The organism is Pseudomonas bharatica (genome assembly GCF_048586865.1).
Taxonomy (GTDB): domain Bacteria; phylum Pseudomonadota; class Gammaproteobacteria; order Pseudomonadales; family Pseudomonadaceae; genus Aquipseudomonas; species Aquipseudomonas bharatica.
Genome location: NZ_JBMAWR010000010.1, coordinates 1 through 16,047, shown reverse-complemented (window position 1 = coordinate 16,047; position 16,047 = coordinate 1). Strand labels below are relative to the sequence as shown.

The following is a 16,047-nucleotide window of genomic DNA, read 5'->3' as shown; positions in this document are numbered from 1 at the left end:
TCATCGGTGACGAATCATGTCGCCGAATTTCAGAGAAGACTTGCCGGGGCCCCACCCTTTCTTCAGTTACCGCTGGAGTTCAGCGCTTCGGTCAGTGCGGCTTCCACCTCACTGGCGCTCACACGCAGCGGCTTGTCGGCATCACGGCGACGCTTGCGCTCGCTGTGGTATGCCAGACCGGTACCGGCCGGGATCAGACGACCCACAACCACGTTTTCCTTCAGGCCGCGCAGGTAATCGCGCTTGCCGGTCACCGCCGCTTCGGTCAGAACGCGGGTGGTCTCCTGGAAGGAGGCCGCCGAGATGAACGACTCGGTGGACAGCGAGGCCTTGGTGATACCGAGCAGCACGCGCGAGAACTTCGACACGAACTTGTCTTCGGCAGCCAGGCGCTCGTTTTCGACCAGCACCTGGGTCAGCTCCATCTGGTCGCCCTTGATGAAGCTGGAATCGCCGGACTCGGTGATCTCGACCTTGCGCAGCATCTGACGCAGGATGGTCTCGATGTGCTTGTCGTTGATCTTAACGCCTTGCAGACGGTAAACGTCCTGGATCTCGTTGACGATGTACTTGGCCAGCGCGCTCACACCCAGCAGACGCAGGATGTCGTGCGGATCGCTCGGACCGTCGGAGATAACTTCGCCGCGGTTCACTTGTTCGCCTTCGAAGACGTTCAGGTGACGCCACTTCGGAATCAGCTCTTCGTACGGATCGCTACCGTCGTTCGGCGTGATGACCAGGCGGCGCTTGCCCTTGGTCTCTTTACCGAAGGCGATGGTACCGCTGACTTCAGCCAGGATCGACGCTTCTTTCGGACGACGCGCTTCGAACAGGTCAGCAACGCGCGGCAGACCACCGGTGATGTCACGGGTCTTCGAGGTTTCTTGCGGGATACGCGCAATAACGTCACCGACACCGATCTGGGCACCGTCAGCCACACCGACCAGGGCGTTCGCCGGCAGGAAGTACTGGGCAGGTACATCGGTACCTGGCAGCAGCAGATCCTTGCCATTGGCGTCGACCATCTTGATTGCAGGACGGATTTCCTTGCCTGCAGCCGGACGGTCTTTGACGTCCAGGACCTCGATGTTGGTCAGACCGGTCAGTTCGTCGGTCTGGCGCTTGATCGTGATGCCTTCTTCCATGCCCACGAAGGTCACGGTACCTTTCATTTCGGTAACGATCGGGTGGGTGTGCGGGTCCCACTTGGCGACGATGGCGCCAGCTTCGACCTTCTCACCTTCCTTCACGGAAATTACCGCACCGTAAGGCAGCTTGTAGCGCTCACGCTCACGACCGAATTCATCGGCAATGGCCAGCTCGCCGGAACGCGATACCGCGACCAGGTTGCCGTCGGCACGCTCTACCTGCTTCAGGTTATGCAGACGGACCATACCGCCGTTCTTCACCTGGACGCTGTCGGCAGCCGAGGTCCGGCTTGCAGCACCACCGATGTGGAACGTACGCATGGTCAGTTGGGTACCAGGCTCACCGATGGACTGGGCAGCGATAACGCCAACCGCCTCACCAATGTTCACCTGATGACCGCGGGCCAGGTCACGACCGTAGCACTTGGCGCAAATGCCGTAGCGGGTTTCACAGCTGATCGGCGAACGCACGACCACTTCGTCGATGCTGTTCAGCTCGATGAACTCGACCCACTTCTCGTCGACCAGGGTACCGGCCGGAACGATGACATCGTCGGTGCCAGGCTTGAACACGTCACGAGCAATGACACGACCCAGAACACGCTCACCCAGAGGCTCCACAACGTCGCCGCCTTCGATGTGCGGGGTCATCAGCAGACCCTGCTCGGTGCCACAGTCGATTTCGGTAACGACCAGATCCTGGGCAACGTCTACCAGACGGCGAGTCAGGTAACCGGAGTTCGCGGTTTTCAGCGCGGTATCCGCCAGACCTTTACGAGCACCGTGAGTCGAAATGAAGTACTGGAGTACGCTCAGGCCTTCACGGAAGTTCGCGGTAATCGGCGTTTCGATGATGGAGCCGTCCGGCTTCGCCATCAGACCACGCATACCGGCCAGCTGACGAATCTGGGCAGCCGAACCCCGGGCACCGGAGTCAGCCATCATGTACATGGAGTTGAAGGACTCCTGCTCGACTTCGTTGCCTTCGCGGTCGATGACCTTCTCTTTCGAGAGGTTGGCCATCATCGCCTTGGACACTTCGTCGTTGGCCTTCGACCACAAGTCGATGACCTTGTTGTACTTCTCGCCCTGGGTTACCAGGCCGGAGGCGTACTGGCTCTCGATTTCCTTCACTTCTTCGGTAGCGGTACCGATGATGCGGGCTTTCTCGTCCGGGATAACGAAGTCGTTAACGCCAATCGAAACGCCGGAAATGGTCGAGTAGGCAAAACCGGTGTACATCAGCTGGTCAGCGAAGATCACGGTCTCCTTCAGGCCAACCACGCGATAGCACTGGTTGATCAGCTTGGAGATCGCCTTCTTCTTCATAGGCTGGTTGACCACGTCGAACGACAGGCCGGCCGGCACTACCTGGAACAGCAAGGCACGGCCGACGGTGGTGTCGACGATGCGGGTGTTCTTGACGCTGTTGCCATCACGGTCGTTCACGGTCTCGTTGATACGGACCTTGATCTTCGCGTGCAGGGCAGCCTCGCCGGCGCGGAATACGCGGTCGACTTCCTGCAGGTCGGCGAACACGCGACCTTCGCCCTTGGCGTTGATGGCTTCACGGGTCATGTAGTACAGACCCAGTACCACGTCCTGCGACGGAACGATGATCGGCTCACCGTTGGCTGGCGACAGGATGTTGTTGGTCGACATCATCAGCGCGCGCGCTTCCAGCTGGGCTTCCAGCGTCAGCGGCACGTGCACGGCCATCTGGTCACCGTCGAAGTCGGCGTTGTACGCGGCGCAGACCAGCGGGTGCAGCTGGATTGCCTTGCCTTCGATCAGAACCGGTTCAAAGGCCTGGATACCCAGACGGTGAAGAGTCGGCGCGCGGTTGAGCAGTACGGGGTGTTCGCGGATCACCTCGGCGAGAACGTCCCAGACCTCAGGCAGCTCGCGCTCGACCATCTTCTTGGCAGCCTTGATGGTGGTCGCCAGACCACGCATTTCCAGCTTGCCGAAAATGAACGGCTTGAACAGCTCGAGAGCCATCTTCTTCGGCAGACCGCACTGGTGCAGACGCAGGGTCGGACCCACGGTAATTACCGAACGGCCGGAGTAGTCGACACGCTTTCCGAGAAGGTTCTGACGGAAACGACCCTGTTTACCCTTGATCATGTCAGCCAGGGATTTCAGAGGACGCTTGTTCGAACCGGTGATTGCACGACCACGACGACCGTTATCGAGCAGGGCATCGACCGCTTCCTGCAGCATGCGCTTTTCGTTGCGCACGATGATGTCCGGAGCGGACAGATCGAGCAGGCGCTTCAGACGGTTGTTACGGTTGATCACCCGACGATACAGGTCGTTCAGGTCGGAAGTCGCGAAGCGACCGCCATCCAGCGGAACCAGAGGACGCAGATCTGGCGGCAGAACCGGCAGAACGGTCAGGACCATCCACTCAGGCAGGTTGCCCGAGCCTTGGAAGGCCTCCATCAGTTTCAGACGCTTGGACAGCTTCTTGATCTTGGTTTCCGAGTTGGTCTGCGGGATTTCCTCGCGCAGGCGGCCAATCTCGTGCTCTAGGTCGATAGCGTGCAGCAGTTCGCGGACAGCCTCGGCACCCATGCGGGCGTCGAAGTCGTCACCAAACTCTTCCAGCGCTTCGAAATACTGCTCGTCGTTCAGCAGCTGGCCTTTTTCCAGGGTGGTCATGCCCGGGTCGATAACGACATAGCTCTCGAAGTAGAGAACGCGCTCGATATCACGCAGGGTCATGTCCATCAGCAGACCGATACGGGACGGCAGGGACTTCAGGAACCAGATGTGGGCGACCGGCGAAGCCAGCTCGATGTGCGCCATGCGCTCACGACGAACCTTGGCCAGGGCAACTTCAACGCCGCACTTCTCGCAGATCACGCCACGGTGCTTCAGGCGCTTGTACTTGCCGCACAGGCACTCGTAGTCCTTGACTGGGCCAAAGATCTTGGCGCAGAACAGGCCGTCACGCTCAGGCTTGAACGTACGGTAGTTGATGGTTTCCGGTTTTTTTACTTCACCGAACGACCACGAACGGATCATCTCAGGCGAGGCCAGTCCGATACGGATGGCGTCGAACTCTTCGACTTGACCCTGGTTTTTCAGCAAATTCAGTAGGTCTTTCAAGGCCTTTCCTCCTGGCGGAGCAGGGAGCGCGCCGTTAGGCCACGCTCCCGATTCGCGTCACGTGTTATTCGGTTTCCAGATCGATATCGATACCGAGCGAACGGATCTCTTTGATCAACACGTTGAAGGACTCGGGCATGCCCGGCTCCATACGGTGATCGCCGTCCACGATGTTCTTGTACATCTTGGTCCGGCCGTTCACGTCGTCCGACTTCACTGTGAGCATTTCCTGCAGGGTGTATGCCGCGCCGTATGCTTCCAGCGCCCACACCTCCATCTCCCCGAAACGCTGACCACCGAACTGCGCCTTACCACCCAGCGGCTGCTGGGTAACCAGGCTGTAGGAACCAGTGGAACGGGCGTGCATCTTGTCGTCCACCAAGTGGTTCAGCTTGAGCATGTACATGTAACCAACGGTCACAGGACGCTCGAACTTGTTGCCGGTACGACCGTCGAACAGCACCATCTGGCCGCTTTCCGGCATGTCGGCCAGTTTCAGCATGGCCTTGATCTCACGCTCCTTGGCGCCATCGAAGACCGGGGTCGCCATCGGCACGCCCTTCTTCAGGTTCTGCGCGAGCGTCAGGATCTCTTCATCAGTGAAGGACTCCAGGTCTTCCTGGACACCACCGATCTCGTTGTAGATCTCGGTCAGGAACTTGCGCAGTTCGGCGGCTTTGCGCTGCTCTTCGAGCATGCGGTTGATCTTCTCGCCCAGGCCCTTGGCTGCAAGGCCCAGGTGGGTTTCGAGGATCTGACCGACGTTCATACGCGAAGGTACGCCCAACGGGTTCAGAACGACGTCGACCGGGGTACCGTTGGCGTCGTGCGGCATGTCTTCCACCGGCATGATCACCGAGACCACACCCTTGTTACCGTGGCGACCGGCCATCTTGTCGCCTGGCTGGATGCGACGGCGGATTGCCAGGTAGACCTTGACGATCTTCAGCACGCCTGGAGCCAGGTCATCGCCCTGCTGCAGCTTGCGCTTCTTGTCTTCGAACTTGTCGTCCAGCAGACGACGGCGATCGACGATGTACTGCTGAGCCTTTTCCAGCTGTTCGTTCAGCGCATCTTCCGCCATGCGCAGCTTGAACCACTGGCCGTGCTCCAGACCGTCCAGGACTTCGTCGGTGATCACGGTGCCTTTCTTCAGGCCCGCGCCACCATCGACCACCTGGCCGTTCAGAGCCGAACGCAGACGCTCGAAGGTGGCACCTTCGACGATGCGGAACTCTTCGTTGAGGTCCTTGCGGATCTCGTCCAGCTGCATCTTCTCGATGGACAGCGCACGGCTGTCACGCTCGACGCCATCACGGGTGAAGACCTGTACGTCGATGACAGTACCTTTGGTGCCGGTTGGCACGCGCAGGGAGGTGTCCTTAACGTCGCTGGCCTTCTCGCCGAAGATCGCGCGCAGCAGTTTTTCTTCCGGAGTCAGCTGGGTTTCGCCTTTTGGCGTGACCTTGCCGACCAGGATGTCGCCGGCGCCGACTTCGGCACCCACGTAGACGATACCGGCTTCGTCCAGCTTGTTCAGCGCAGCTTCACCCACGTTCGGGATGTCCGCGGTGATTTCCTCTGGGCCAAGCTTGGTATCACGAGCCACGCAGGTCAGTTCCTGGATGTGGATCGTGGTGAAGCGGTCTTCCTGGACCACACGCTCGGACAGGCAGATGGAGTCTTCGAAGTTGAAGCCGTTCCATGCCATGAACGCGATGCGCATGTTCTGGCCCAGAGCCAGTTCACCCATGTCGGTGGACGGACCGTCGGCCATGATGTCGCCACGCTGGACCACATCACCCTTGTTCACCAGCGGACGCTGGTTGATGCAGGTGTTCTGGTTCGAACGGGTGTACTTGGTCAGGTTGTAGATGTCGACACCGGCTTCACCGGTTTCGACTTCGTCATCGGCAACGCGAACAACGATACGGCTGGCGTCGACCGAGTCGATCACACCACCGCGGCGAGCAACTACGCAGACACCGGAGTCACGGGCAACGTTGCGCTCCATGCCGGTACCTACCAGCGGCTTGTCGGCGCGCAGGGTCGGTACAGCCTGACGCTGCATGTTGGAACCCATGAGTGCACGGTTGGCGTCGTCGTGCTCGAGGAACGGAATCAGCGACGCTGCGACCGAAACTACCTGCTTCGGCGAAACGTCCATCAGGGTCACGTCTTCAGGTGCCTTGACGGTGAATTCGTTCAGGTGACGAACAGCTACCAGCTCGTCGATGAGTTGCTTCTTCTCGTTCATTGCGGCCGAGGCCTGTGCAATGACGTGATCAGCTTCTTCGATCGCCGACAGGAACACGATATCGTCGGTAACCACACCCTCTTTCACCACGCGGTACGGGCTTTCCAGGAAGCCGTACTGGTTGGTGCGGGCATAGGCCGCCAGGGAGTTGATCAGACCGATGTTCGGACCTTCAGGGGTCTCGATCGGGCAGACACGACCGTAGTGGGTCGGGTGTACGTCACGGACTTCGAAGCCGGCGCGCTCGCGGGTCAGACCACCTGGGCCGAGTGCGGAGACACGACGCTTGTGGGTGATCTCGGAGAGCGGGTTGTTCTGGTCCATGAACTGCGAGAGCTGGCTGGAACCGAAGAACTCCTTCACCGCCGCCGCTACAGGCTTGGCGTTGATCAGGTCCTGAGGCATCAGGCCTTCGCTTTCGGCCATCGACAGGCGTTCCTTGACCGCACGCTCTACACGCACCAGGCCAACACGGAACTGGTTCTCGGCCATCTCGCCGACACAGCGAACGCGACGGTTACCCAGGTGGTCGATGTCGTCGACGATGCCTTTGCCGTTACGGATGTCGACCAGGGTCTTCAGGACCTCGACGATATCTTCCTTGCTCAGCACGCCCGAACCTTCGATCTCGGTACGACCGATACGACGGTTGAACTTCATGCGGCCCACTGCGGACAGATCGTAACGCTCGGCGCTGAAGAACAGGTTGTTGAACAGGGTCTCGGCGGCATCCTTGGTTGGCGGCTCGCCAGGACGCATCATGCGGTAGATCTCGACCAGCGCTTCCAGTTGGTTGCTGGTGGAGTCGATCTTCAAGGTATCCGAGATGAACGGACCGCAGTCGATGTCGTTGGTGTACAGGGTTTCGATGCGGACAACCTGGGCCTTGGCGATCTTGATCAGCAGCTCGGTGGTCAGCTCGGTGTTGCATTCAGCCAGGATTTCGCCGGTGGCCGGGTGCACGATCGCTTTTGCGGTGGTGCGGCCCAGGACGTATTCCATTGGAACGTCCAGTTGCTTGACGCCAGCTTTCTCGATCTGGTTGATGTGACGCGCAGTGATACGACGACCCTGCTCGACGATGACCTTGCCGGTCTCGTCCTGGATGTCCATCACCGCGACTTCACCACGCAGACGCTGCGGCACAAGTTCCAGGCTCAGCTTCTCGCCGGAAACGTGGAAGACGTTGGTGGTGTAGAAGGTGTTGAGTACTTCTTCGGTGCTGTAGCCCAGCGCACGCAGCAGTACCGAGGCCGGCAGCTTGCGACGACGGTCGATACGGACGAATACGCAGTCCTTCGGATCGAACTCGAAGTCCAGCCAGGAGCCGCGGTAAGGAATGATGCGCGCCGAGTACAGCAGCTTGCCGGAGCTGTGGGTCTTGCCACGGTCGTGGTCGAAGAACACACCCGGGGAGCGGTGCAACTGGGAAACGATCACACGCTCGGTACCGTTGATTACGAAGGTACCGTTCTCAGTCATCAGGGGGATTTCACCCATGTAGACTTCTTGCTCTTTGATGTCCTTGATCGCTTTGTTCGACGATTCTTTGTCGAAAATGATCAGGCGCACTTTCACCCGCAGCGGAACGGCATAGGTCACGCCACGCAGCACGCACTCCTTGACATCGAACGCCGGATCGCCCAGACGATAGCCAACGTACTCCAGGGCAGCATTGCCGGAGTAGCTGATGATCGGGAAAACCGACTTGAAGGCCGCATGCAGGCCGACGTCGCGGAACTGATCCTTGGTCGCTCCCGCTTGCAGGAATTCACGATAAGAATCCAGCTGGATGGCCAGGAGGTAAGGCACATCCATGACGTCCGGCAACTTGCTAAAGTCCTTGCGGATACGTTTTTTCTCAGTGTATGAGTAAGCCATCAGCGTTCCCCAGCTTGGTCACCTGCTTGTTTGGCTCCTCCCGGCGGGAGCAACCAGAAAATCTTGCAAACCCCTTGGTTTGCGCCACCGTTCGTGGTGGATACCGCTCGTCATCAGCGTCAACCGGGTTGACTACCAATAACGGAAAAAGGCCGGTGGCAATAGCCACCAGCCTCAGCCGTTTGCTTAACGCTCGGGCTGGAGTCGCAAGGTCGAAATTACTTGACTTCGACTTGTGCGCCTGCTTCTTCCAGCTTCTTCTTCGCGTCTTCAGCGGCTTCTTTCGAAACGCCTTCCAGCAGGGTTTGAGGAGCGCCGTCGACTTTCTCTTTGGCTTCCTTCAGGCCCAGGCCGGTCAGTTCACGAACAGCCTTGATCACGTTGACTTTCTTGTCGCCAGCAGCGGCCAGAACAACGTTGAACTCGGTTTGCTCTTCAACGGCAGCAGCAGCGCCAGCAGCTGGGCCAGCGGCAACAGCGGCAGCGGCGGTAACGCCGAAGGTTTCTTCCATCGCTTTGATCAGTTCAACAATTTCCAGAACGGTTTTCTGGCCGATCGCTTCGATGATTTGCTCGTTAGTCAGAGACATGACTATGAATTCCTGTATTGGGGGATAGCCTACGCGGCCATCAAATTAAACGTTTGATTTCGAAAGAGACGCCGGTGCCTTAGGCAGCAGCAGCTTCTTTTTGGTCGCGCAGAGCTGCCAGGGTACGAGCCAGCTTGCTGGTTGCACCTTGGATTACGCTCATCAGCTGTGCGATAGCCTCGTCGCGAGTTGGCAGGGTTGCCAGCACGTCGATCTGGTTAGCGGCAAGGAACTTGCCGTCGAACGCAGCTGCCTTGATCTCGAACTTGTCCTGACCCTTGGCGAACTCTTTGAACAGACGAGCAGCAGCGCCCGGGTGTTCGTTCGAGAAAGCAATCAGGGTCGGGCCTTTGAACGCGTCGTTCAGCACCGAGAATTCGGTACCTTCAACAGCGCGCTTGAGCAGGGTGTTACGTACGACACGTACGTAAACGCCAGCTTCGCGGGCCTCTTTACGGAGTCCGGTCATCGCGCCTACAGTCACACCACGGGCATCGGCCACGACAGCGGACAGAGCGACTTTGGCAGCCTCGTTGACTTCAGCGACGATGGCCTTCTTGTCTTCGAGTTTAATTGCCACGGGTTTACTCCTGGTTTTTACCGTTTCATCCAGCCGGAGCCAGATGTCGTTTTGGTGTCTGATTCGGTAACGAATCGGGAGCACCATCTGCGTAGGCTTGAGGTTTAAGGCTTGCGCCGCCTACGGTCTTGGATAGCCCCCGCCAGGCAGGGACCCCAATTTTTCAACGTCGGGCCGATTATTCGGCCCGGCGTTTTCTTAAGCGTTCAGCGAGCTCTGGTCGATGACCAGACCTGGGCCCATGGTGGTGCTCAGGGTAACGCGCTTGACGTAGATACCTTTCGAGGAAGCTGGCTTGATACGCTTCAGGTCAGCGATCAGGGCTTCAACGTTTTCCTTCAGCTTGCCAGCTTCGAAGCCGACTTTGCCAACGGAGGTGTGGATGATACCGTTTTTGTCGGTGCGATAACGAACCTGACCAGCCTTGGCGTTCTTCACTGCGGTGGCGACGTCTGGAGTTACGGTACCGACTTTCGGGTTAGGCATCAGGCCGCGAGGACCCAGAACCTGACCCAGTTGACCTACAACGCGCATGGCATCCGGGGAAGCGATGACGACGTCATAGTTCAGGTCGCCGCCTTTCATTTCGGCAGCCAGATCGTCCATACCTACGCGGTCAGCGCCGGCAGCCAGAGCGGCTTCAGCAGCTGGACCCTGGGTGAAGACGGCAACACGTACAGTCTTGCCAGTGCCGTGTGGCAGCACGGTAGCGCTACGAACGACCTGGTCGGATTTACGTGGGTCAACGCCGAGGTTGACAGCAACGTCGAAGGACTCGGTGAACTTCACAGCGGACAGTTCAGCCAGCAGGGTTGCTGCTTCTTCGAAGTTGTAGACTTTGCCAGCTTCCACTTTGGAAGCGATGGCCTTTTGGCGCTTGGTCAGCTTAGCCATTACACACCCTCCACGTTGAGGCCCATGCTGCGAGCAGAACCGGCGATGGTACGCACGGCTGCATCCAGGTCAGCAGCGGTCAGATCGGCAGACTTGGTCTTGGCGATCTCTTCCAGCTGAGCACGGGTCACAGTACCGACTTTAACGGTGTTCGGACGTGCCGAACCGCTGGTCAGGCCGGCGGCCTTCTTCAGCAGAACCGAAGCAGGGGTGCTTTTGGTTTCGAAAGTGAAGCTGCGGTCACTGTAGACAGTGATGATCACAGGAGTCGGCAGACCTGGTTCTTGACCCTGGGTACGGGCGTTGAAGGCCTTGCAGAATTCCATGATGTTCACACCGTGTTGACCCAGTGCTGGACCAACGGGTGGGCTTGGGTTGGCCTGGCCGGCCTTAACTTGCAGCTTGATGTAAGCCTGAATCTTCTTAGCCATGAGCTACTCCAATATCGGGTACGAACGCCAGAAGGCTCCCCGGTTTGCTTGCGTTTTATCCCGGTGACGAAAAAACCCCGCAGCGCAAGGCTGCGGGGTGTGGGATGCTTCGCTCAACTAGACCTTTTCGACCTGGCTGAACTCGAGCTCTACCGGAGTAGAGCGACCGAAAATGAGTACCGCAACTTGCAGGCGACTCTTTTCGTAGTTGACCTCTTCGACAGAACCGTTGAAATCAGCAAACGGACCATCGATAACCCGAACAACCTCACCCGGCTCGAACAGGGTTTTTGGCTTCGGCTTGTCGCTACCATCAGCGACCCGACGCAGAATGGCCTCGGCCTCTTTGTCGGTAATAGGCGCAGGCTTATCAGCAGTACCGCCAATGAAACCCATCACACGAGGAGTGTCCTTGACCAAGTGCCAGGTACCCTCGTTCATTTCCATCTGAACCAGCACATAGCCAGGGAAGAACTTACGCTCGCTCTTGCGCTTCTGGCCATTACGCATTTCGACCACTTCTTCAGTGGGGACCAGAATCTCGCCGAAGCCGTCTTCCATGCCTGCCAGCTTCACGCGCTCGATCAGCGAGCGCATTACATGCTTCTCGTAACCCGAGTAAGCATGCACAACATACCAACGCTTAGCCACAGGACACCCTTAGCCAACAATCAAGGAAATCAACCAGCCGAGCAGGGAATCAAGACCCCACAGCAGCAACGCCATGACCAGCACCACGACCACCACGATGAGAGTAGTCTGGGTAGTCTCCTGACGGGTTGGCCATACGACCTTACGAATCTCGGTGCGAGCTTCCTTAGCCAACGCAAAGAACGACTTACCCTTGACAGTCTGCAGCGCAATGAAAGCAGCAGCAGCAGCGAGAGCGAGCAAGGCGATTACGCGGTACAGGATCGGCGAAGCAGAATAATACTGATTGCCTACAACCCCGACGACGACCAAGGCAACAACAGCAAGCCACTTGAGCAGATCAAAGCGAGAGTCTTGGGCTTCAGACTTGGAAGTCATACAGTGGGGTCCTGTGAAAAGAAAGCCAGATACACGAGAGAATCTGGCAGGTCAGGAGGGAATCGAACCCCCAACCTACGGTTTTGGAGACCGTCGCTCTGCCAATTGAGCTACTGACCTAAAAGCTTAATCAGGCCGGCCACTATACCGGCCTGATAGAGATAAATCAACTACTTATTCGATAACCTTCGCTACTACACCCGCACCGACGGTACGACCGCCTTCACGGATAGCGAAGCGCAGACCGTCTTCCATAGCGATGGTCTTGATCAGGGTAACAGTCATCTGAACGTTATCGCCTGGCATTACCATTTCTACGCCTTCCGGCAGCTCGCAGTTACCTGTCACGTCAGTGGTACGGAAGTAGAACTGTGGACGGTAGCCTTTGAAGAACGGAGTGTGACGACCGCCTTCTTCCTTGCTCAAAACATAGACTTCTGCGGTGAACTTGGTGTGCGGCTTGACCGAACCTGGCTTGACCAGAACCTGACCACGCTCAACGTCGTCACGCTTGGTACCACGCAGCAGAACGCCGCAGTTCTCGCCAGCACGACCTTCGTCCAGCAGCTTGCGGAACATCTCGACACCGGTGCAGGTGGTGCTGGCAGTGTCACGCAGACCAACGATTTCCAGTGGATCCTGAACGCGGACGATACCACGCTCGATACGACCGGTAACAACGGTACCACGACCCGAAATCGAGAATACGTCTTCGATCGGCATCAGGAACGGCTGGTCAACGGCACGAACTGGCTCAGGAATGTAGGCATCCAGAGTCTCTACCAGCTTCTTGACAGCGGTAGTACCCATTTCGTTGTCGTCTTTGCCTTCCAGCGCCATACGAGCCGAACCGATGATGATCGGGGTATCGTCGCCTGGGAAGTCGTAGGTGGACAGCAGGTCGCGAACTTCCATCTCGACCAGTTCCAGCAGCTCAGCGTCGTCTACCAGGTCAGCCTTGTTCAGGAAGACCACGATGTACGGAACGCCTACCTGACGGGACAGCAGGATGTGCTCACGGGTTTGCGGCATCGGACCATCGGCGGCCGAGCAAACCAGGATCGCGCCGTCCATCTGGGCAGCACCGGTGATCATGTTCTTCACGTAGTCAGCGTGACCTGGGCAGTCAACGTGAGCGTAGTGACGAACGTTCGAGTCGTACTCTACGTGAGCAGTGTTAATAGTGATACCACGAGCCTTCTCTTCTGGAGCGGAGTCGATCTTGTCGAACTCGACAACAGCAGAACCGAAAACTTCGGAGCAGACGCGGGTCAGCGCTGCGGTCAACGTAGTTTTGCCATGGTCCACATGACCGATGGTGCCGACGTTAACGTGCGGCTTGTTACGTTCAAACTTTTCCTTAGCCATCGATACCATCCTCCAACAGAAGAATTGAGCTGCGATACCAACCATTAAAACAAAGGCAGATATTTTCATATCTGCCTTGTTAGATGGAGCTCTTGAGCGGACTTGAACCGCTGACCTCACCCTTACCAAGGGTGTGCTCTACCAACTGAGCTACAAGAGCGAAACACATTTTGCAACAGCAGCAAACTTGGAGCGGGTAGCGGGAATCGAACCCGCATCATCAGCTTGGAAGGCTGAGGTTCTACCACTAAACTATACCCGCGGAGCTTGCTGCTCTCGCTAAACTGGTGGAGGGGGAAGGATTCGAACCTTCGAAGTCGTAGACGTCAGATTTACAGTCTGATCCCTTTGGCCGCTCGGGAACCCCTCCTGAGCTGTGGTCGGCATTTTGTATCCTTGCCGTCCGACTGTCAAGCTTTTTCTCTTTAAAATCTTGAGGTTAGCTAATTTGACAGTCACTTCCCAGGCTCACCACCTAGTGGTTATCCCTGTGAAGCGGGCGCCATTCTATGCAAACTATTCGACCGTTGCAATACCCTCGCACTGCATTATTTTACTCTTTAAGTCATTGAAATCACGAGAAAGACTGCCGACCAAGGTTTCATCCAGCAAATGCCGGCTTTCAGGGCGGATCTGCAACCACCAGCCCGAGCTGTCCATAAGTTTTCCTACCACCTTCCTGGAGGCGACATCCAAAGCAACCAGACGCTGACGCAACGACTCGAGCAACTCCGGGGTAGCAAGCCCGCCGAGATAGAAACACCCTTTCTCCGGACTGGCTTGCTGCGCCTCACTCAGCAACTGGATATCCTGCTGGCTTCCCTTGTACAACGACAGCGAAACGACTTCCTTCGCCTTGAGCGGCGCCTCCTGCTGATGCCAGACGTAATAGAAGACATTCAACACCAGCAAAAGAAGAAACAACCAACGCATATGCACCTCAGTCCAACGGACAAGCGATGGCGAGCCCGACGAACACCAGATCGGGAACAGAACGAGCCGACGGCACCACACGACTCACCAGGGCGGCATCGCCCCCGGTGATGAACAAGGTGAAATCTTCACCCCACAGCGCCTTGGCCTGCTCGACTTGAGTGAGAACGAAACCTTGCAGCATTAGCGTGCACCCTCGCTCCACCGCCTCCACTGTCGCGCGACCAGGCGCCAGGCTGGAAAGAGCCTGTTCGGCAGACACGTCATCGTAGCGGATTCTCCGCGTATGGGTTCGTAGCTGGTTGCGCATGAGTGGCATCCCTGGACAGATGAAACCGCCCAGGTGCTCTCCATCAGCACTTACAAAATCAGAAGTCACTGCGGTACCCAGGTCAATGACCACGCAGGCCGAGCTCACTAGATGGTAACCACCCAAAAGAGCAAGCCAACGATCCAGCCCCAGGCGCTCGAAGTTTTCATAACCATTGCGCACGCCAGCCAGCTCCTGCGCCGGCCCGGCTTTTTTCACTTCAAGAGAAAACGCAGCCCTTAATGCTGTAACCAGGGCATTGGTTTCATCCTCGGTACGTACGCTGACCAACCGACACCACTTGGGAGACAACCCCTCCTTTTCAACAGCAAGAAGCAAGGCCTTGTCCGAGTCGACCACGCCACCAGCCATGACCACTTTGTCAATCCGCCGGATAATTCGCCATTTGATAAAACTGTTTCCGCAATCGAGCTCAAGAATCATCACGCAACCTCAAGCTGAGCTCACCACCACTGAAGCTCTTTTCAATACCATCAACATCCAGTCGCAAGGCGCCCTGATGATCAACCCCCAAAACGACGCCATCGACGCTATTGCTTCCCGCGATCAGGGAAACGGGCCGTCCCTGCCAGAGGTGTGCGCTCTCCCATTCCGACTGCAGGGCCGAGAAGCCTTCCTGGTGATGGCGCTCCAGGCATATGCGCAGGTTGTCGCCAAGCAACGCCGCGAGACGGTTACGATCAACCATATGACCCGTTTCCAGATGCAACGAGGTCCATGCCTGGTCGATATCGGCGCTCTGCATATTCACATTGATACCGATACCAAGAACGACATGACAGACATCCGCAGGGTCCCCGACAAGCTCCAGGAGAATGCCGGCTACCTTGCGGTTATCCACAAGAACGTCGTTAGGCCACTTGAGACCCGCCGAAGCAACGCCAAGGGCGAGCAGCGTCTGCCTCACAGCGAGCCCCACGACAAGACTCAGCCCTTCGAGCTGGCGCATGCCACCCTCTACTCGCAGCACAAGACTGTAGTAGAGATTCTGAGCAAACGGGCTCGACCATGCACGACCACGGCGACCACGACCGGCGCTTTGCCTTTCGGCCAGCACGAGGAACGGCGCTGCCTGCCCAGCCGCAACCAAGCGCAAGGCCTCGGCATTGGTAGAATCAATGTCATCAAGCACAACAGCAGGCCAAGGCTCTCTCACAGCCAGGGATGCGATCTTTTCAGCATCGAGCAGCAACAAAGGTTCGGCTAACCGATACCCCCGGCCGCGGACCTTGTATACAGTCAGATTCAACTCCGACTCGAGAAGCTGCAATTGCTTCCAGACCGCACTGCGACTTACGCCCAGTACGGCCCCCAGGGCCTCGCCAGAATGAAATCGACCATCCTTGAGGAGTGTTAACAACTTCAGCATGCCAATCTCGATACACAATGAGGCAGGCATGATAGCCACGCCCGGAGAGATTGCATAGAAAGCAGAGGCCCCTTCGAGGGGGATTTGACGAAGAGATCGATCATCCGGATTCGGATTGCCGG

General features: G+C 57.6%; 12 protein-coding genes and 4 tRNA genes. All 16 read right to left on the bottom strand.

What is annotated here, in order from left to right; all coding sequences use genetic code 11:
- Positions 1-62 precede the first annotated feature (62 nt).
- The 16 genes from rpoC to birA all read right to left on the bottom strand — a co-directional run bounded on the left by rpoC (position 63) and on the right by birA (position 15,925).
- A complete protein-coding gene (gene rpoC, locus ACKLLE_RS13250) occupies positions 63-4,262 on the bottom strand; it encodes a DNA-directed RNA polymerase subunit beta' (RefSeq protein WP_009397357.1) in 4,200 nt (1,399 codons plus the stop codon).
- A gap of 64 nt (positions 4,263-4,326) precedes the next feature.
- Positions 4,327-8,400, bottom strand: a complete 4,074-nt coding sequence (gene rpoB / locus ACKLLE_RS13245; RefSeq protein WP_064302110.1) for a DNA-directed RNA polymerase subunit beta — start codon at positions 8,398-8,400, stop codon at positions 4,327-4,329.
- Between the two features lie 218 nt (positions 8,401-8,618).
- Positions 8,619-8,990 carry a 50S ribosomal protein L7/L12 gene (rplL, locus tag ACKLLE_RS13240; RefSeq protein WP_009397366.1) on the bottom strand — a complete coding sequence of 124 codons (372 nt, stop codon included), beginning with the start codon at positions 8,988-8,990 and terminating at the stop codon, positions 8,619-8,621.
- 79 nt (positions 8,991-9,069) lie between these two features.
- Positions 9,070-9,570: a 50S ribosomal protein L10 gene (rplJ, locus tag ACKLLE_RS13235; protein WP_009397369.1), complete on the bottom strand. Its 501-nt coding sequence runs from the start codon at positions 9,568-9,570 to the stop codon at positions 9,070-9,072.
- A gap of 198 nt (positions 9,571-9,768) precedes the next feature.
- The gene (gene rplA / locus ACKLLE_RS13230) at positions 9,769-10,464 is read right to left on the bottom strand and encodes a 50S ribosomal protein L1 (protein ID WP_009397371.1); all 696 of its coding nucleotides are present in this window, start codon (positions 10,462-10,464) and stop codon (positions 9,769-9,771) included.
- Entirely contained in the window at positions 10,464-10,895 is a 432-nt protein-coding gene (gene rplK, locus ACKLLE_RS13225) for a 50S ribosomal protein L11 (protein WP_009397375.1), read from the bottom strand. Before rplK ends, rplA begins: the two co-directional genes overlap by 1 nt.
- Positions 10,896-11,012: 117 nt before the next feature.
- Positions 11,013-11,546, bottom strand: coding sequence for a transcription termination/antitermination protein NusG (nusG, locus tag ACKLLE_RS13220; RefSeq protein WP_003255501.1), 534 nt, complete (start codon positions 11,544-11,546; stop codon positions 11,013-11,015).
- A 9-nt stretch (positions 11,547-11,555) separates the two neighbouring features.
- Entirely contained in the window at positions 11,556-11,924 is a 369-nt protein-coding gene (gene secE / locus ACKLLE_RS13215; protein WP_009397378.1) for a preprotein translocase subunit SecE, read from the bottom strand.
- Between the two features lie 44 nt (positions 11,925-11,968).
- A tRNA-Trp gene (locus ACKLLE_RS13210) sits at positions 11,969-12,044 on the bottom strand.
- Between the two features lie 54 nt (positions 12,045-12,098).
- Complete coding sequence (tuf, locus tag ACKLLE_RS13205; protein WP_064302111.1) at positions 12,099-13,292, bottom strand: elongation factor Tu; 1,194 nt, start codon at positions 13,290-13,292, stop codon at positions 12,099-12,101.
- 84 nt (positions 13,293-13,376) lie between these two features.
- Positions 13,377-13,452, bottom strand: a tRNA-Thr gene (locus tag ACKLLE_RS13200).
- Between the two features lie 28 nt (positions 13,453-13,480).
- Positions 13,481-13,554: transfer RNA gene (locus ACKLLE_RS13195), tRNA-Gly, on the bottom strand.
- Between the two features lie 23 nt (positions 13,555-13,577).
- A tRNA-Tyr gene (locus tag ACKLLE_RS13190) sits at positions 13,578-13,662 on the bottom strand.
- 146 nt (positions 13,663-13,808) lie between these two features.
- Complete coding sequence (locus ACKLLE_RS13185; RefSeq protein WP_420058237.1) at positions 13,809-14,225, bottom strand: hypothetical protein; 417 nt, start codon at positions 14,223-14,225, stop codon at positions 13,809-13,811.
- Between the two features lie 7 nt (positions 14,226-14,232).
- Positions 14,233-14,979 carry a pantothenate kinase gene (locus tag ACKLLE_RS13180; protein ID WP_064302112.1) on the bottom strand — a complete coding sequence of 249 codons (747 nt, stop codon included), beginning with the start codon at positions 14,977-14,979 and terminating at the stop codon, positions 14,233-14,235.
- Positions 14,969-15,925, bottom strand: coding sequence for a bifunctional biotin--[acetyl-CoA-carboxylase] ligase/biotin operon repressor BirA (gene birA / locus ACKLLE_RS13175; RefSeq protein ID WP_420058320.1), 957 nt, complete (start codon positions 15,923-15,925; stop codon positions 14,969-14,971). The genes ACKLLE_RS13180 and birA overlap by 11 nt, the downstream gene beginning before the upstream one ends.
- Positions 15,926-16,047: the final 122 nt, after the last annotated feature.

Excerpts from the sequence above, each read along its gene's own strand:
- rpoB (WP_064302110.1), bottom strand. The coding sequence starts at position 8,400 with ATGGCTTACTCATACACTGAGAAAAAACGTATCCGCAAGGACTTTAGC.
- rplL (WP_009397366.1), bottom strand. The coding sequence starts at position 8,990 with ATGTCTCTGACTAACGAGCAAATCATCGAAGCGATCGGCCAGAAAACC.
- rplA (WP_009397371.1), bottom strand. The coding sequence starts at position 10,464 with ATGGCTAAGCTGACCAAGCGCCAAAAGGCCATCGCTTCCAAAGTGGAA.
- rplK (WP_009397375.1), bottom strand. The coding sequence starts at position 10,895 with ATGGCTAAGAAGATTCAGGCTTACATCAAGCTGCAAGTTAAGGCCGGC.
- secE (WP_009397378.1), bottom strand. The coding sequence starts at position 11,924 with ATGACTTCCAAGTCTGAAGCCCAAGACTCTCGCTTTGATCTGCTCAAG.
- tuf (WP_064302111.1), bottom strand. The coding sequence starts at position 13,292 with ATGGCTAAGGAAAAGTTTGAACGTAACAAGCCGCACGTTAACGTCGGC.
- ACKLLE_RS13185 (WP_420058237.1), bottom strand. The coding sequence starts at position 14,225 with ATGCGTTGGTTGTTTCTTCTTTTGCTGGTGTTGAATGTCTTCTATTAC.
- ACKLLE_RS13180 (WP_064302112.1), bottom strand. The coding sequence starts at position 14,979 with ATGATTCTTGAGCTCGATTGCGGAAACAGTTTTATCAAATGGCGAATT.
- birA (WP_420058320.1), bottom strand. The coding sequence starts at position 15,925 with ATGCTGAAGTTGTTAACACTCCTCAAGGATGGTCGATTTCATTCTGGC.